Annotated in this window: 13 protein-coding genes; 6 read left to right on the forward strand and 7 right to left on the reverse strand. The window is 34.8% G+C overall.

Annotation, left to right across the window (positions count from 1 at the left end):
- The first annotated feature begins 777 nt into the window (after positions 1–777).
- Complete coding sequence (locus tag CG11_RS15725) at positions 778–2,487, forward strand: hypothetical protein (protein ID WP_052597736.1); 1,710 nt, start codon at positions 778–780, stop codon at positions 2,485–2,487.
- A gap of 67 nt (positions 2,488–2,554) precedes the next feature.
- Here the strand turns inward: CG11_RS15725 and CG11_RS15730 are convergent, their stop codons facing one another.
- The 5 genes from CG11_RS15730 to CG11_RS30210 all read right to left on the reverse strand — a co-directional run bounded on the left by CG11_RS15730 (position 2,555) and on the right by CG11_RS30210 (position 8,262).
- A complete protein-coding gene (locus CG11_RS15730; protein ID WP_052597737.1) occupies positions 2,555–3,148 on the reverse strand; it encodes a peroxiredoxin in 594 nt (197 codons plus the stop codon).
- A 25-nt stretch (positions 3,149–3,173) separates the two neighbouring features.
- Positions 3,174–4,061, reverse strand: coding sequence for a leucine-rich repeat domain-containing protein (locus CG11_RS15735; RefSeq protein ID WP_052597738.1), 888 nt, complete (start codon positions 4,059–4,061; stop codon positions 3,174–3,176).
- 17 nt (positions 4,062–4,078) lie between these two features.
- A complete protein-coding gene (hemE, locus tag CG11_RS15740) occupies positions 4,079–5,116 on the reverse strand; it encodes a uroporphyrinogen decarboxylase (protein WP_052597739.1) in 1,038 nt (345 codons plus the stop codon).
- Positions 5,117–5,440: 324 nt separating this feature from the next.
- Complete coding sequence (ppk1, locus tag CG11_RS15745) at positions 5,441–7,498, reverse strand: polyphosphate kinase 1 (RefSeq protein WP_052597740.1); 2,058 nt, start codon at positions 7,496–7,498, stop codon at positions 5,441–5,443.
- A gap of 587 nt (positions 7,499–8,085) precedes the next feature.
- Entirely contained in the window at positions 8,086–8,262 is a 177-nt protein-coding gene (locus CG11_RS30210) for a hypothetical protein (protein ID WP_156039794.1), read from the reverse strand.
- A 775-nt stretch (positions 8,263–9,037) separates the two neighbouring features.
- Between CG11_RS30210 and CG11_RS15750 the strand changes: the two genes are divergently transcribed.
- Both CG11_RS15750 and CG11_RS15755 read left to right on the forward strand, forming a co-directional pair.
- Complete coding sequence (locus CG11_RS15750) at positions 9,038–9,625, forward strand: hypothetical protein (RefSeq protein WP_052597741.1); 588 nt, start codon at positions 9,038–9,040, stop codon at positions 9,623–9,625.
- 231 nt (positions 9,626–9,856) lie between these two features.
- Positions 9,857–10,747 carry a hypothetical protein gene (locus CG11_RS15755; protein ID WP_052597742.1) on the forward strand — a complete coding sequence of 297 codons (891 nt, stop codon included), beginning with the start codon at positions 9,857–9,859 and terminating at the stop codon, positions 10,745–10,747.
- 98 nt (positions 10,748–10,845) lie between these two features.
- On the opposite strand, the gene CG11_RS15760 is transcribed toward CG11_RS15755, so the two are convergent.
- Positions 10,846–12,204 carry a hypothetical protein gene (locus CG11_RS15760; protein ID WP_052597743.1) on the reverse strand — a complete coding sequence of 453 codons (1,359 nt, stop codon included), beginning with the start codon at positions 12,202–12,204 and terminating at the stop codon, positions 10,846–10,848.
- Positions 12,205–13,142: 938 nt separating this feature from the next.
- Between CG11_RS15760 and CG11_RS15765 the strand changes: the two genes are divergently transcribed.
- From CG11_RS15765 to CG11_RS15775, 3 genes are all read left to right on the forward strand, one after another.
- On the forward strand, positions 13,143–15,413 hold the full coding sequence (locus CG11_RS15765; protein WP_052597744.1) for a M48 family metallopeptidase: 2,271 nt from the start codon (positions 13,143–13,145) through the stop codon (positions 15,411–15,413).
- 56 nt (positions 15,414–15,469) lie between these two features.
- Positions 15,470–16,291 carry a hypothetical protein gene (locus tag CG11_RS15770; RefSeq protein WP_052597745.1) on the forward strand — a complete coding sequence of 274 codons (822 nt, stop codon included), beginning with the start codon at positions 15,470–15,472 and terminating at the stop codon, positions 16,289–16,291.
- Between the two features lie 93 nt (positions 16,292–16,384).
- On the forward strand, positions 16,385–17,413 hold the full coding sequence (locus CG11_RS15775; protein ID WP_052597746.1) for a hypothetical protein: 1,029 nt from the start codon (positions 16,385–16,387) through the stop codon (positions 17,411–17,413).
- A 95-nt stretch (positions 17,414–17,508) separates the two neighbouring features.
- On the opposite strand, the gene CG11_RS15780 is transcribed toward CG11_RS15775, so the two are convergent.
- Entirely contained in the window at positions 17,509–18,906 is a 1,398-nt protein-coding gene (locus tag CG11_RS15780; RefSeq protein ID WP_052597747.1) for a S9 family peptidase, read from the reverse strand.
- Between the last annotated feature and the right edge of the window lie 253 nt (positions 18,907–19,159).

A 19,159-nucleotide genomic window follows, 5' to 3' on the forward strand; every position in this document is an offset into this window, starting at 1 on the left:
CACCTCAATAATTTTGTATTTTTAAATTAAAATCTTATTTAATTTAAAACAACTTCATACTAAATTTTTTATAAACTGAAGTTACGTTTACTTTCTTCACACTTCATCATAGGTAAACATTTTAAAACAATACAAAATACACAAGTACTAGAATATCCGCATGCAACTTGCTCATGAGCATTCATTGTATTTGTGAAAACAAATAAGCAACACAGATTCTTCATACACGAATGGACTGTTATGCATTTTTAGGTTTCTCACATGATACATTTAATGAATTAACACAAGCACAGTTCCTATTTAGTCACACACATTTTATTAATAGCTAAGTTGTTAAGTCATCACTACACCTAAACAACAAGCCTAGTATGCGCTCTATTATTATGTTCTCACAAGCATAATAACTGAATAACCCATATACTCACTTTATTATTCACTCTAAAAAAAGTCGTACAATGATCACACAAAACTACTTCTTACCAAATCAAAAATGCTTGTTATTCACACAAATTGAGTTTTCTCATTGTAAAACAAAGTAATTTTTTGTCTACAGCTGTAATATAAGCGAACGTACGGGATTTGTTTTGTCATCTTTCTATCCCTAACAACAAAACACCTCCTTGCCTTCTTGCTTAATCATAAGTCTTAGTGTGTACTGTAAGCACAGCTGTGTTCCTCTTTCATGTCCCTCGTCATGTTTAAACGAAACCATTATTTGTCTGATAATGGACAGTACCCGTATGTCCCTATTTTATTAAAAAATGTAAATTAGAACCAATGAACACATTACTGAAAAAAATATTACTACCCATTGTCATTTTATTATTGATCCAAGAAGCTCAAGCACAAACACGCCCAGATAAAGATCAAAACACACAACAATCTGCTACCTGTATTGCTTGCAATGTTGTCTCATCAGAAAATTCGTATGATTTAAATACCAATACTTTTTCTACATTTGATGTCTCTCCATTGCTTATTAACGTGTTGGGCTACATCTCTAGAGATTATTGCTTTCCAACAGACCTTCCTATGACGGATGAAATTAAGCTAGAGATGTCTTTTGATGATCCTAATATTTTTGGCTCACTCATTTCAACGACAGCCAATGCTATTGTATTCAATAGAGTAGAAATAGAACTGCTTGATGGGAATACTGTTGTCGCTAGATATGGAGGCAATGGGTTAGCGAGTCGATTAACAGAAATCGACATTATCGACATTAATACCTCCAGATTTAATATGGTTATAAAAGTTCCAACAACTACTGTTGATGGAATCCGAATCAAAACAGGAGCTCTAGCCGGTATTGGCACAGGAATTACTCCAACTAATCTAAATGTATATGATATTACTTCTACAATGACTAATCGTTATTATGCTTCCAGATTTACAGGACACTCAGGGCAACATGGTGCTTCACTATTGGTCTGTTTAAACTGTGAGGTAGCCCAAGAGAGTCTTGCAACAACCTACTTTGCAGACCCTAACATGGAATACGCAACTTATCGATGGGAACTCGGTTTGAGTTTACTTGGTTCAGAGTATCAATATATAGAGTACGACTGGGGAAACACTCCTAATTATGATTTGTTAGGAGATCAAGATGGAATTCCTGATGCACTTACCTTTGTCTTACAAGAAGTCGATCTAATTGATATGGGGCTTGCTGACTTGGGAATTAATCTTTGGAATAGTGGCGGTATTGAATTTCTAGTGACTTATACAGATTTAACTAGTAGCATATATAGCAACAATTCTAGTTTTCTCAATGCTAAATCTATTGGTAAAGGATCTGGAAGATTCCAAGTTGTCTTTGATATCCCGCAAGGCAAAACAGTTGATCGGGTTGAAGTTCGACGAGTAGCCCCTAGTATTGGCTTGTTTACAGAATTAAGACTTTATGCCATCTTCTCAGTTGTTGCAGGTACACTCCCGCTAGATTTATTAAGCTTTGATGCTCAAAAAGAACAACAAAATGGCAATGGAGAACAAAAAACTGTAAAACTACACTGGACTACTGCGCAAGAACTTAATGTAAGCCACTTTGAAGTTCAACGATCTAGAGATGGAATTGAATTTGAAACAATTGCCGAAATAAAAGCAAAGAATCAAGTCTTTAATAGTTATACTAGTACGGATTATTATCCTATGCTTCAAGACAATTACTACCGTTTAAAAATGGTTGATGTTGATTTAACAACGACTTATTCAAAAGTTAGAAACATTCATTTTAATGGATCTGATTCTTATCATTTATTTCAGTCCTCAGATGAGTTAGTTTTACAAACTAGTGTTCCTCTAACAGAGGATGTAACCATACTAATAGCTAGCTTAGATGGTAAAGCATTGCATCAAACTATTTTTAAAAAAGGTGAAACTATTGCTAGGATAAACACAAGTTCATTTGGTACTGTTTTTCATGTTGTCTTAAAAGAAAACACTCCACAAAATACAGGTTTCTCTCAACTAGTCTATAACAGATAAATAGTATGCTTTTTCAGTTTCATTTAGTAAAAAAGCTATTCTCAAGTAGAGGATAGCTTTTGTATTTTTATTTTTTTATCAACCGTTCAATGTGAGGCTTTACTTCGGTATAGGTATGTGTTGCATCAAAAGCACTTGCTCCAATAAACACTTGCTGAATCACCCCCTTTTGATCTATCAAAAATGATGTTGGATACGTAGAAACATCCATTTGTTTGGCAATATCTGCTCTATCTGCTACTACTGGATAGCGCATATTTTTCTCGGTCACCAATTTTTCGGCTACTTCTTTTTTATCCGTTCCTACCGAAAGAACTACCAAGTTTTTACTTTTATACTGCTCCTGTAATTCATTAAGACTAGAAATCTCCGTTATACATGGCTTACATGCAGCAAACCAAAAGTTCAACAGAACAATTTTGCCCCCCATATCAGCCAAATTATATGTTTTCCCCTTTAAGGTTTTTAGAACCAATTCTGGAACTTTAGTACCAATGTACTTATTTTTTTTTCGATCCAAATATGCCTGAAACTCTTGTTCCCCCTTGTCTACTTTTCCTGTATTTCGATTATTATTAACTGAAATATTAGAAGATGATTGGCAACCGATAAACCAACAGCAGGCTGCCCATACTAGTATATATTTTTTAAATCTTGTCATAGCAAATTGTTCTTCCTATTTCATATCAATCAAATTTCCAATAAGGTTTATCAAAGTCTACATCTGGTAGCCAATCTTTTAAATTATCTAAATTAAACTTAGCCACTACTTCAGGCAATTCTAAATCTCTTAATCGATAGAGACGCCCCAACATTCTAGGTTCTATATCAACCATGGGGTTGTGTTGCATTTTTAAGACTTCTAACCTCTTAATATCACAAACAGAGCGAGGGCAATTTTTTAGTTCGTTAGAAGTTAAATCCAGAATTCTCAAATTAACCAATTGTCCTAGATCCGCTGGCATTTCGGTTAATTTGTTATTGGATAAATAAAGTTCTTCCAAACTAGTTGCATTGGTTAAGCTTTCTGGAAGAAAGTTCATTCGACAATCTTCAACATACAACCGCTTTAAATTAGGCAATTCGCTGGCCGCAACTAGCACAGGGTGCTGATTCCAATAATGCTTTGCTTTCCATTGCAGTTCTTCAATCCGTTTAAACTTAGGCAAAATAGCAGCAAAGGTTGCAATTTCGCTATACTGCCCAAAAAACTTGGGGCTAATAATTAATTGTTCGAAATGATTTAAGAAAGCATCGTTTTCCTCTTTTTCTGCCCAGAAAGTCATTTTTTCTGCCGACTGCTCAACCATTCCATACATTTCATCATCCCACTCCAATTCTAAGCCCAACATAAACATAGCTGCCAACTCATGATTGCTCATATCGTCGCTTGCAATAAGCTGCTTAATCTGTGCAAACTGTTGTTCTTCCTCAGACAAGGGATTTTCTTCGACTAGCACTTCTGTCTCCATCGGTTGTGCCTCCTCTTCCAATATTTCTAGCTCTGTTTTCTCAGAAACAGGCGGCATTTCGTTGGGCAAAAACCACTGTCTTATTTTCGAAAAAAATCCCATGTCTTCAATTTCTATAATTATAAGTTAGAAGCGTAATCAAACGACTTCACGGTATCCACAAATGCTTTAACTCCATCTAAAGGAGTATCAGGATACACCCCATGACCTAAATTTGCAATATGATGAGGACCATAAGCACGCAACATTTCTTGTGTCATAGACCGAATTGTTTTATGATCAGCATACAGGGCACAAGGATCCAAATTTCCTTGTACAACTTGTGTTTTTCCCAACAAAGAGCGAACATCTTTAGGTGTCTGCAACCACCCCAGCCCCACGACATCACAACCTGCTTTTGCTATTTCTGGCAAAGAATGCCATGCCCCTTTTGCAAATAAAGTTACAGGAACAACATCAATAGCCTCGGCAATTCGTTGCATATAAGGCAAAGAGAACGTTCTAAAACTATCAGGCGTTAACACAGCTGCCCAAGAATCAAATACTTGAATTAAATCTGCGCCCGATTTAACCTGTTCTCTTAAATAAGCAATGGTAGAAGTGGTAATTTTGTCTAGCAATCGATGTGCTAAAGCAGGATTTTGGTACAACAATTTTTTAGCTTTAGAAAAAGTCTTACTTCCCTGCCCCTCTAACATATAACAAAAGATGGTAAATGGAGCACCGGCAAAGCCAATCAATGGTACTCTTCCGTTAAGTTCCTTCTTGGTCAATTTCAAGGCATCATAAACATACCCCAATGTAGCAGCAGCAGCTTCTCCTTCAAACAAAGCATCAATATCTGCTTCTGACTGAATTGTTTTTGGAAAAAACGGTCCTTTGCCTGGAATCATTTCGTATGGCAGCCCCATCGCTTCTGGGATAACTAAAATATCTGAAAAAATAATTGCGGCATCTACTCCCAACTCGTCAACAGGTTGAATCGTCACTTCGCAAGCCAATTCTGGTGTTTCAACCAGTTCTTTGAAACCCGACAAACTAGCTCTCAATGCTCTATATTGTGGCAATATACGCCCAGCTTGTCGCATCAACCATACGGGGGGACGTTCTGTTTTTTCTCCTCTTGCTGCTCTTAAAAATAAATCGTTTTTTAACATTATTTTACTTTATATTTTAGTTAGTAGTTTGCTATTCTTTATTTCTAACAATAGTTCGTTGAAACCACGCAGTAGCAGCGAAGCTAAACTTTATCAGCTTGATAATTAGCAAGTTGTGCGTTTGTTGCGTTTTATGTTAAAATTTTGATTATCAAACTAATATAAATGTGCTTTTTTATCTTTTTGGTAAAAAAGTAAAAAATCAACGAACTACTATTCTAATTGACCTGTTACCAACCAATTGCTGCTCTTCACAGTATCAAAATTGTAGTCTTGTCATTTTTCATACCCCAAAACCGCACAAATTTAGACAATTACTGCTTTCTATTTATCTGTTTTTCGTAATAATTTATCTTGATAATACACATACATCTGATGTTGTGATCTCCTTGGAGAAGAATCGTTGTGCTTATACTCATTCTTTTGCTTAGCGTCTATAATCCGAGCCTTGACATTGTCTTTGAATTGTATGTTCAAAAAATCCTTGATTTCTTTTTGCAAATCTTTGGCATAAATCGGGAACGCACATTCAATCCTATAGAATAAATTACGTGTCATCCAATCGGCAGATGAAAGGTATATTTTTTCATCTCCATTATTATGAAAACGATAAATTCTAGTATGCTCCAGAAAGCGATCAACGATACTAATAATTTTTATATTCTCACTAAAACCACTTTGATTGGGAACCACACTACAAACCCCTCTAATAATCATCTTAATTTTCACCCCTGCATTGCTAGCCTCATACAAACGAGCAATCATTCTAGAATCTTGAATACTATTCAACTTCAAAGTAATTGCAGCCTTTCTACCAGCCTTGGCGTGTTCTATTTCTTGTTCAATTAACTGGTATATATTTCGTCGCATTCTAAACTGCCCAACCAACAGATGTTTAAACGGCTTTTCTGGACGTTTTTTGTACTCCAAAAAATCAAAAACCTGCTCTACTTCCTTTGTCAATCGTTTATCAGCCGTCATAAAACCGAAATCACTATAAATTCTAGCCGTATCTTCGTTAAAGTTTCCCGTCCCCATATAAGCGTAATGCTTAGATTTTCTAGTAATCAGCAACAGCTTCGCATGAACCTTGAGCTCAGGAATACTATAAATTACTTTTGCTCCCCAAGTTTCTAGCCGTTCTGCCCAGTACAGATTGGCTTCTTCGTCAAAACGAGCCTTTACTTCCATAAAGACCATTACGTTTTTACCTTCTTGAATAGCAAAACGCAAAGCAGCAACAATTCTTGAGTCCTTAGCAACTCGATATTGTGCAATTTTAATGTCGGTCACCTCTGGGTCCAAAGCTGCTTGCTCCAACAAACGAATAACATATTCGTATTTTTGATATGGAAAATGCAACAAATGATCCTTTTTCTCTATAACTGGAAACAGCTTGGGTTGGTTGTGCAAATCCACATGATTAAGTGGAGGCAAAGGAATATCTTGTAATTCTCGAATCCCAAAGTTCGGAAACTTGAAAAAATCATAATTGTTATGATATCGACCTTCTGGTTGCAAATCACCTTCTTTCACTTGCAAAGCTGCCGTCAAGAAATTCAATGTCCTATTCGACATCCTTCTGTCATATACAAAACGAGTCCCTCGCCCTATCGTCCTCTTTGCAATTCCCTTTCTAATTTTCTCAATTAAGTTTCCAGTATATTCGTCTTCTATGTAAATATCAGCATCTCTCGTCATTTTGATAGAATAGGCATCCCGAATATGATACCCTGGAAACAAACGAGGCAAACAATATCGTACCACATCGTCTAAGATAATAAGCTCTTTTCGTTCTGCGTTGCGGCTAGGCAGTTCTATAAATCGTGGAAATTTTTCAGAAGGTATTCTCACAACAGCATATCGATTGATATGACCTGCTGTTTTTAACCGAACTGCTAGATATATGGCATTACTAGGCAAAAAAGTTTTAATCTTATTTTTTACCAACAATATGGGTTGTAGATGTTGTATTAATTTTTCTTCAAAAAATCGATCTAAAAATAAATTATGATAAGATTTTAAATTTTTAGGGCGAAGTATATAAATACTGTGTTTAGCTAGTTCTGGTAAGATTTGCTCTTTGTAGATCGAATCAAACTCCAGTTGCTGCTCTGTCACAATTTGGCGAATTCGCTTCAAAATCAACTCTGGGGAAAAATCCATTTGACTCTTGGTCTTTTTTCCCAAACGAATCAAAGCTTTGATAGAAGCAACGCGCACTCTAAAAAACTCATCTAAGTTGGAAGAATAGATACCTAAGAATTTAATTCGTTCAAACAACGGTACAGACGGGTCTTTTGCTTCTTGGAGTACCCTATAATTAAATGAAAGCCAGCTAATGTCTCTATGTATAAAAGGAATATCTTTTTTGTTAAACATAAATGTATCGTTTTTCAATCATTTAGTTGATTTCTAGATTCCTAAATAAAGGGGTAAAAGCTTATTTGTGTAATAACTTTAACAACTTTATTTAAACAATCATCCAGAATAAATTATATCAAATTGAGCAGCAGCACATTGTACCTCTGCTATTCAAAGTATTAAAAAGATGATTACCAACTTCATAGCATTTAAAAAGTCCATAACAGCAACCAATATCTATCCATACTAACTCATGCCTATAAAACATACAACTCTCCCCCTGTCCAATGGTGGTTTTAATCAACCAAAGAATCGTCTTATATCCCTCTAATACCCAACGCTCAAATATCATATAAAAAACAGCATATGGGTTATCAGCTGCATAGCACTCCCAAAGCAATATTAATATAGTTTAAGTAGACCAATGGAATTATTTAAACAATTGTTTAGTTTTCTAATTCGGATGAACTATCTCAGTAGTAAAAAAATAAAAATTTTGATGCTGTATTATACACCAAAAGTAACAAAGGATTTTATAATTACAGCATAAACAGAAATGAAAAAACCGATAGATTAGAAGTCTTCTTTTAGTTCTTTTGCATTTTTTAAATATTTATTGTTTTTATAGGTAAAATACGCAAGTCTAAAACACTGTTAATTTGAAGGACTTGGCACAAATGAGCCGTTTCATGGCAAAAATGAAACCACTTGCTCTCTTTTTTTTTATTACTTTTGTAGTAATCGTAATTATAAGCAAAATCAATTGCCAATAAAGTTTTCATTTTTTAACAAAAAACAAATGAAGCTAAATTATCATATATAATCATTATCAACCTGCGAGAGCTTGGTACAGTGTACCAAAGGCATAGCCAAACAGTGCGACTTCGTGGTTTATAGAATTTTTTATGGACGATTACTTATGTAAAACTAAAAATACTAAAACACAAATACATAATTCAGTAGAATTTTCATTTACTCATAACAATCAACATCAAAAAATCAATTAATTACTTTTTTAAACACCCAAAAACCCTAAGAGTAAAAATCTAATGGATTATCAAAATGAGGGTAACAATACGATTGTTTCCTCCATAAACAAAAGCAAGAAACGAAACGCACTTACACACTGTTAATCAAACTCTTGCATTACAATATATTCCCAACACATTAAGCAGAAAGAAGTATAATTTTGTACAAGCACTCTCAGAAACGATATCAAAATGTTATTGAGATTAGCAAATGAAATGATTATTCTTACAACCACGTACAGAGAACTTGAACTAGACCAATCAAATACAGCAGCGTACTTTCTGCTCTATTTAGTAAAGAAACCTATTTTTAAACCTGCTTGAAACTTGAAATAAAAAATTTCAAGATAAGTATCTGTTCATAAAAAACATAGATAAAAAATAATCTTATTTTTAGTGCTAATCGAAGGAAAAGAGTACTATTGTTTGTAATGCTACTACATGCTTATTATTATTTTTCCTTGAACGATCACTTAAATTAAACTATTGGGAATCAAACACTCCATGTATATCCAGAAAGATTTGAAAAATGACTAATTTATCCAAATACGCCGTTGCAACTATTCTTTTGTTATCTTTTTTGCCTCTAGGGTATCAATTCTTGAGCCAAGGAATGAGTGCAGAAGAAATTTTTGCTGCTAACTTTACAACTGAAAAAATTTCAGATTTCAAGAATCAACGTGGCTTTGATGAAACACAGGACAAATTGAATTCAAAAGAACTTGAAGCAGAAAAAAGTGCCCGTATCCGTTCCAAAGCTATTATTTCCTATAATGGAAAAAAATACTCGGAAGCAATTAACTTATTTGAAAGTTATCTAGCCTCTAATGCATTCATCAAAAATAAATCAAAAATTGAGCTTTATTTAGCCAAAGCTTATTTAGCTGATAACAAACCACTTGAGGCAAAAAAAATACTAACAACCATAATAAAAACAGAAAAAAAGCGTATTAAACAAGATGCAGAGTGGTATTTGGTACTAACTTTGATTAAAGAGGATAGTGTAGAGCAAGCAAAAGCAGAATTGAACAACATTCTGAATTCCCAAACACCACATGCTCACAAAGATAAAGCGCTGAAGTTGCAGCAACAAATTGACAAATACTACGTACAATAGATATATCTTTTATAATGCTTCTACATTTAATTACCTCAAAAGAAGAAAAGTCTTGTCTTTGTATTCTTGTCACTTTTGTATCAAACTTCTTCTTTTTTTGACTAAATAAGGTTAGATTGCATTTGCTTATTTAAAGTTTTATTTTTTTTGATAATAAAAATCAAATAATTATCTTTACAAAGCATTATCTTATCTTACAAATTCTGTAATTTGACTAAAAACTAAAATTTTATGGTTGTAAGAACTGTACTCAGATTCACTAAATGTTTAGCTCTAATTGCCCTTGTTATTATGTTTTCTGCCGATGACGCTGATGCTCAGCGTGGAAAGCGAGGTAAACGTGGTAAAAAAGGCAAAGGGGGAGAATTGACAATCTTAAAAAACTTGCCTGAGTTTTTTGTAAACGATAATCTACTACCTAAATATTTAAAAGTCATTTATAAAAAAGACGCTGCCCGTTTGGCTCTTCGTCTAATCAACAAAGAACAACGTATTTCAAAACAAACGATACGTGTGCCAGAGGAGTTGGTGCAAGCTATCTACAATGCTTTGGTAGCGGTTCGTACTTCTGATTATGGTGCGATTGATACCATTTCAACCAAGTACAACGTTCGTTCATTTCCTATTCCTAATGTAGAAAGTATCATTTTGGTCTTTGAACACGATGCTCCTTGGGTGGAACCACTAAAACAACGCCAAGACACCACAGGAAGTGTTTCTATCAATAACCTCATTCGAGAATACAATTTAGTAATGACTCGCATGGTTTATCTTGACGAAGAACGAGCAGGGTTGGTTCTTCAATCTAGAGAACCGTTAAATATGCCTGCTTTAATGATGAAGTTCTTTACAAGCGAAGGGGTTGGTTCTATTGAAGAAATTTTACCTTATGGAGATGGCAATGATATCAATATTGCTCGTACGAATGACGGGTGGGAAATTGTCTACAGTGTTAAATTTGGTAACTGTGTGAACCAATGTCAAAAATTCCATGAATGGAAATTTACGGTAAGCGAAGGAGGTGAAGTTGCTTATATCGGTGGCTCTGGACATACAATTCCGCCTTGGATTAATGCCAATGCACAAGCAAAAAAATATCCTGATGTTCTAAAAAAGAACTAAGTTGATTATAAAAAATAGATAAAAAAAGCTTTCTACAATGTAGAAAGCTTTTTTTATTAGGTATTAATAGCACTTAAAAATACTTCTATAAATGAAATTTAGTCGTCCAACTTAGAAAATAATCCCAAACTTGTTTGCAATGAATCCTTCGCCTCAGGTGTCAAGTGCAAAGCAAATGGCTCGTAGGGCAAGTGATAATCATGTGTTGTTAGTTTCCAGTATAAAATTCCTTCTAAGTTAATTCGCTGCTCTTTAACCACCTCATACAAAGCATCAATCGCAAATTTTCGTTCTTCCCAATCTGCTTCTTCCCTATCCCAAACAATAAGACGCTCATTCTGATTAGAGCCGACTACTGAAAAACCAAAACCTGTCCAAGGTTCTATAGTCGTATTTTTGCGGTTGATATATCCTAGTTCTGTAAAAAGCATCGGTTTATCTTTTAAATCATGCTGGGCACGAAAAGCATCAACTTGATCAAATACATTTTCCCAACCTCTTTTTAACGTTTTTTGCATCTTTTGAGGACTCACAATTGTTTGATTGGCATTTCTAAGCGCGAAGTAAGCATTGATTCCTATAAAGTCTAAGTCATCCCAAAAAGCAACTTCATGGTAATTATCAAAATTAGCCGCATAAGTTAGCTTTCCTTTATAAATTGTTCGGACTTCTTTGATTAGCTTCTTCCACTGATAAAGAGCTTGTTTTCTCCTTTGATTCATCAAAGCCAATCGGTTTCTTTTTCCTGCAAAAGTCACTTGCTGCCCCCATGTATGATTGTATTTGATGCGGTCGTCTATATAGGCTCTTAAATTTTTATAATTATCATAACCTCTTACCCACAAATCTTCTTCCTTGAGTTGCTTTTTATACTTCAAAGCTCGCTGTTCAAATTTTCTTTGAGCAGGCACACTATTATAATAGGCATACAAAGAAGGCATTGAGTTCACTTCAAACGTGGAAACTAAAGCATTCATTTCGCTGCCAATACAAAACACATCGACTCCTTCTTGGGCAGCAATAGTAGCCCACTTCTTGGCAAAAGCTTGATATCGACCAAACCAATTGACCAACAAACTATCGTTCTTGGGCAATACCATACCGTGCCACATAAAACGATTGCGAACAAAGGCGTGATCTAAGGATACTCGAAGAATCAAAATAACATGTAAACCTGCTGCTTTGGCTGCTCTTATTTCAGATAATACCCCTTGATTTTGATCATCAAAACTCAAAGAATCACTGTCCCACTCTCCTTGTTTAGCATATATGGTTACCTCAACAGTATTCATGTTTGCATCTTGCAACATCTTAACCCAGTCCTCATTATTTGCTTCATTAATTTGAATACCGCCTAAATAGAACGTATCTGGCTGATAAGGTGCCTTATACTGTTCTCTACTAAATAACAAGAAAATAAGTGGCGCAATAAAAACGACTAGTAAAATTTTTTTCATAATAGAAAGTTATACAGACTATAGGAGGCTAAAAGTTGGATTCAAAAACACAATTCAAGATGCACAAAAGTCTGCTCCTCTAAATAATCTTTATGGTGGTCTTTTTAATCAGTTGTTTAAGGTTACTTTCTGAGCTTTTGTTGATAAATTTTTGATACTTCTCTTTTTAATACTACTTAGCGGTGCGGCTAATCTTATGCAACTTTCTATCGAAATAATGTTTTAAAAGTAAGCTAACGAGCATTTAGGTAGTACAGTTACCATGCGTTATATGAACGCTGTACAACATACCAAAAGCAAAAATGGGTAAGGTTATGCAAACTATTCAGCAGTTTTCATAAACGCTATTTATTAAAATTTGTCGAAGAAGACCTTTACAATATTTATAAAAGTAAACTAGTGCTTCTTTCAAATCTCCTACAATCAATCTACCTTAGAACGACCGATTGGTACAAATCTAACATTTACCTTTATCTTTAACTAAAAAACGCCTCTTAATTAATCCCTTGACCAGAAATCTGACGATTTCCTGATTGGCACACCTTTAAACTCCTCATATCCCAAAGACCAAACATTTGCTATTAAGATAGCAAAGTAGTATCTTTGAACACCGAGTATAGAGTCAAAATTCAATTGATTTTAACTTCAAGTAGACGTCTTATTCACAATAGTCTATTAACAAATACTAAAGAAGTAAATAATGCGTCAACGATTTTCTTTTATCAAAAACACATTGTATAAATTTTGATATTGGGACACCCATAAACATTCCTATATAAAATAGGAACTTATAATCAAATGTTAAAACCTATCGTTTTTGAAAGTATCTTTCTCAAGCGTATAAAGGTCAATTATCGTTTTAAGTTGAGATAATGCCATAAACTACATTCCTCTCCCTTAAACACTAATCTATTCAAATCACTAGAACTAAAAAATTCATGTTAAAGTACACAATTTCCCTACTGTTAAGTCTTTGTTTCTGCGCTTGCCTATTGGCTCAAAATGTTGATTTTGACAATTATGAATTGTTAAAAAGCACAGGTACGATTCCTCAAGAATTTTTAACTCCATCGTCAGAAAAGTACAAGAAGGAGTTGGAAAAAGTAAACCAAGAGGCTAAAAAATCAGATCAAAAAGATGAGAAACAATTTTATTTAGAAAGTAATTTTGTTGTTGATGATTTGTTACAAAGTGCCAAAGTTTTGTTCAACGACCCAATTACTCAGTATATCAACCAAGTTGCTGATGAACTCTTAAAAAATGATCCAGAACTCCGTAAAAAGGTACGCTTCTACGCTGTTCGTTCGTCGGCTGTAAATGCATTTGCTACCAATCAAGGAATTATTTTTGTCAACATCGGGCTGTTAGCACAATTGGAAAATGAAGCTCAGTTGGCTTTTATTTTAGCTCATGAAATCTCCCATGTCCGTCATGGTCATGCGTTAGATATGTATATGGAAGCTCAAAAAATCAACCGTTATTCTAGTCGATCTGATTTGCTTGAAAACACTTCTTTTGACGATAAAATGGTCGCTACTAATTACTATTCCAAAGAACTAGAAACTGCCGCAGACAAAGAAGGGTTAGACTTGTACTTAGCTAGTCAATATAGTTTAGATGATTTAGATGGCGTTTTTGATGTTCTACAATACTCCTACCTACCTTTTGACATCTTAACTTTTAAAAAAGAATTCTTTGAGAATGAATTCATTGAATTTCCAGAAGATTATTTTTTGCCAGAAGAAGAAATTAGTGAAATTAATGGCGAATACGAGGAAGATGAATCGAAAAGCACACATCCTAGTATTGATAAAAGAAGGGCAGCCTGTGCCGATATTGTTGCTAAAAACAGCTTTGCCAATCGCCAATCTTTTATTGTTAACAATCAAGAAGCATTTTTAAAAATTAGAGACATTGCTCGTTTTGAATTGGCTTATTACTATTTGCATGCCTTTAGATACCAAGATGCGATCTATGCTTGCTATATTTTGATGCAAAAATATCCTAACAGCTTCTTTTTAAAGAAAATAATTGCTAAGTCACTTTACGGCTTTACAAAATTTCAAAATGAAATAAAGGGCGTAAAAACCTATTCTATTTCTTATAGCAATGAGGGCATAGATTCTGAATACATGAGCAAGAGTGCTTACAAGAAAATAGAGGGTCCTTCTCAGCAGGTATACTATTTCTTATCTCAACTAAAACCAAATGAATTAACGGTATTTGCACTCCGTTATATTTGGGACTTGACAGCAGAACATCCTAATGATAGTGAGCTCAACCACATCAAAGAAGACTTATTCTTGGAGTTGGCTTACCACTATGACAAACGCTCTGAGTTTTCGACGCAAAGTATCGTTGAGGTTGAAGTGGCAGAATTAGCAAAACAACAGCAAGATAGTATTGACAAAGCTAATAACAATTCTACTTCTAATAAGAAACTGTCCAAATACGACAAGATCAAAAAACAAAAAAAGCAACAAGAAGTTATTACAGAGGATGAGGTTGAGGAGAAAGATTACGAAATATATGCTTTTAGAGATATATTAGAGTCCGAAGAATTCATCGACTTATTTTCTAAGGGACAACTTGAAAAAAAGGAACGAAACAATCGCACAGAATACTACAATAGTCATGAAGGTAGAGCTGAAATGCGTCGACGCAAAAAACGCAATGCCGTTGCGCTTGGAATTGATTCCGTTTTGGTATATGCTCCTTACTATGTTAAGATCATAGATGGTAGAAAAACTAAAGTCGATCATTTGACTTCAGAGAAGAATCAAGCCCTGCTGACAGATTTACTACTCAAAAATGCCCAACTTGCTAAATTGGATGTTACGTTACTCAACACAGCTAACTTATCCAATACCGATGCTGAAGCGTTTAATGAACTTCGTGTTTTGTCTGAATGGATGTCGCAACAAAATCGTTTTGGCGGAAGTCTACTCATGAAAGGCTTTAATCAAAGCGCAACAGATGCTATTGTCAAAAAATATGGTGTTAAGTACCTTCTATTTACTGGAATTGCATCCCTTCAACGCCGCAAAACACATTGGATTTATTGGTCTGTTGTTTTTGATTTGACAACGGGACGCTATAGTGTTATAAAAGAAGATTATTACAAAAGAAAAGATACCAAAACGCAATTAAATGCACATTTATTTGATGCGCTGTTTCAAATAAAATCTAAACCCAAAGCAGGTTATTAACCTCATTTTCTAAATTTTAAATATTGCTCTTAGCACCATCATACAATTATAAAACCATGAAGTATTTTTTAATTTTTGTAATTACCCTTTCTTGCTTAGCACAGTCTACGTCTATGCAAGCCCAAGTTCCTGGCTATCAAGGGAAACGTTTTTTTATAGAACTAGGTGGTTCTTTCTTTTTTAACCTGGGTTACCCTACAGCTCAAAACAAAGGACCAAAATCATTTCCGTTTGATGCTCATACGGGACATTTTACCTTAAAAGATCGTTATAATATAGGTTTACAATATGTAGTTGGAAGAAAACAAAGTCTCAAACTAGCCTACAACTATCAAGTATCTGGTTTGAATGTTACGACCTCTACTCCTAGCCTATTTCAGTCAAGCAGAGATATTCACAATCTATTTTATCAACTCCATGCTCATGACATTAACTTGGGTATTAATTTATATGGAAGAGCCACTGCCAATCTTGCCCCTCTAGGTTTTTATTGGGACTTTGGATTGCGTTTTGTATTTGTAAATGGCAACTTGAGAGATCAACGCGTAGAATATGCTGACAATAGAGCCGATAATCGACCTTATCCAGATCAAGTAGCTGCATTGACGCACGAAACTTCTACGTTTATGTTGGGTGTTGCAGCTAGTTGGGGCTATCGAACTGTTATTGCCGACCGAATAACCTTTCGAGTTGGAATTGAAACTACTATTTTCCCTCAATACATTTTTGTTGGAAATCCTGGAGGTCCATTGCCCACTCCTTTTAATATAAGTGGCAATAATCAAGAAATCCATGTTTATCAATTAGAAACCATCCGCAGCATTCAAGATCGTTACCTTTTTGGGATACATATTGGAGTTGGTGCGCTACTCTTTTAGATGTGCCAATAATTTGGAGTATTATTTGAGGCTAAAAATATATTGTCCATTTAAACCTAATCTAACTCTTATCCTGATTAAATCTATTCTATTATGAAACATCTATATTTAAGTTGCTTGGCAATCGTTTTGTTGCTAGGTATTGGTAGTTGTACCAAATACGATCCAATCTATGGAGTTGCTGGCAATTCAGCAACCAATTCTGTTGAATTGAAAAAGGACTTGGCTTATATTCATCGCAACGATATTTACTTAGTTAACGAAATACTATCTGAGCGAAAAAAATTAACTAGTTCTCCTACTAGTTCTAAAACACATATAGCTCTTAGTCCTAAACACGATAAAATTGCCTATTTAAATGCTAATAAAACGCCTGTTATTATTGATACAGTAGGAGCACAAATTGCTGTTTTAAGTCAGTACAACAACGTTTCTGATATTTTTTGGCACAAAAACAATGGCAACCCAACTTTGGTCATTTTGGTAAATAATACCATCGAATTTTATGGTCCAAGCTTAGCCATTAGTAGTGATCCTTTTAGTTATGCCTTTCCTTCTGATGTAACATTTCGAGCCGTTGATGCTCTATCTATTAATGATAATCTGGATATTCTATTTACTTATAGATTTCAACGTCCATTTACCCCCACTTCGTCTTTAAGAAAGTATTATCATGGTGTTGGTGTTAATTTTAGCAATAGCAGTCTTGGCAAACAATTTGCTACAGAAGATGGTGTTTATTCACCTTCTTCGTCTTCTTATAGCAGTCAATCCTATCCTTATTATCATAGTATTACCTATAATGAAGCGAGTGATAATGCAACGATTGGTCTGATTACCAATGGGAGCGAAAATAACTATACGGCTTATTCAGTTGCTGCTTATAGTTACCAAGGAAGTACCAACCGTATAACTACACAAAGTACAACCTTAAATAATGCTGAAAATTATTATAAAGAGACGAATAGAGGTAGTGTTACGGCTAATCCTTATCAACTAAGAAAATACTTGGTCAATCTACCTCCTGGCGTTCCCCCTCCAACAGGAACTGCCAATACCTATACTATTGATTTTTTAACTCAAAATAATTCTGCGCCTACTTATTTTGATTGGAATCCATAATACAAAAATGGGATGTCACAACAAATTGTTCGACATCCCATTTTTATTTTATCCTAGTAGTCAGCGATTAGCTTGAGCAATCCAAACTATTGTACCTATTGCTTTTTCATCCAATCTAAAACCAACTCCATCGCAACAGGTGAAAAGGTTTCTTCAATCTTAACATATTCGTCTACTGCGCCTGTTTCGGCTGTTTGAAAGAGGTGATTTAAATTAGGTATGGCAACGGTTTTTACCTGTTGATTCTTGGCCATTTTCAAAGCTGCTTCGATAGCCTCTAAGTTAGGAGTAGCAGCAACTTGCAAATCTTTTTCTCCATTGATTGCCAATACGGGGCATTTTACCTTTTTTAAATATGCTTGAGGCTGATAGCGAATAAAATAACGCATCCATGGGCTATGTACTGTTGAAACGGTTTGCCTCAAAGCTCCCTCACTAAGCCCGACAGCCTTTCGAGTTTCTTCATCTAACATCTCTACATCTCCTCGCACCATTTTTACAATATCTCCAACTCCTAATTCATCTTTTTTGTCTTGTATAATTGCTTCGTAAATTTTGCGAGTTACCTTTTGTGTTCCCTCTATCGCTTCGTCACTCAAGCCTTGTTGTTTCATAATATCATGGCTTTGTCTTATCAACAATTCATTGCCAGGAACTCCAGGACCTGCCAATAAGACAATAAAAGCAACACCTTTGTTTTTACTGGCAACCATCGGTGCAATCATTCCTCCCTCACTATGTCCTACCAAGCCTATTTTTTTCGCATCAATGCGATCATGTTTTTTCAAAAAATTAAATCCAGCCTCCACATCTGTTGCAAAATCCGCACTAGTTGCTTTGCTAAAATCACCTTCAGAACTACCGACTCCTCTATCATCAAAACGCAAAACAGCAAAACCATTTCTAGTCCAATAATCTGCCAAAACCCAAAATGGCTTGTGTTTTAAGATAGTCTCATCTCGATCTTGTGGTCCTGACCCAGAAATTAAAATCACCGCAGGGTGTTTACCATTTCCTTCAGGAATGGTTAATGTGCCTGCCAATTTAATTTTGGCTTTTTTATTTTCATATTGCACCTCTTCAATCGAATAAGGAAAAGGGGCTTGAGGTTCTTGTGGACGAGCTAATTGCTTCGTTTTACCTTTTTTCAATTCCAAAGGAAACGATTGACCTTGTATCCATTCACCATTTATTTGCTGTTTATCATCGCTCAACTCACCGACAAATTTTGCCTGTGCTGCTTTCAAACTCATGCTAATTGTTTTATCTTTTTGAATAACCACATCATCCATTTTCAGGTCATAAGCCATTTGATCAGGGCTATCCATTAACGCAGTCCAAGTATTGTTCTCTCCTTTTTTAATATGAAAAACAAGGCGAAGTTCTTGCATGCCAACATTCAAATTTCCTTCCCAAGTTCCTTCCCAATCATTCTGAGCCCAAAGGCTTGTCGTCATCAATAAAATAAGGGTGCTAATTATTAGGTGTTTCATTGTTTGTAGTATTAATTTGTTGATAATTGTAAAACAACCTTTCTGTAGGACTAATCTTACATCAAGTCTTTTACCATACTTTTAAGTTTTATTTTTATTGTAACAGTAGTTACATTTTTAACATTTAGACATTTATCTAAATATATAATTAGAACTACAAAAGGGCAAAAAAAGTTCGCTCAAATCACAAATTTTATTCTAACTCAAAGAAAACCCTTTAGAGATCCTATAAAAATCGTTTTCATTCAGAACT

Origin of the sequence: Aureispira sp. CCB-QB1 (assembly GCF_000724545.1) — a bacterium.
Taxonomy (GTDB): Bacteria; Bacteroidota; Bacteroidia; order Chitinophagales; family Saprospiraceae; genus Aureispira.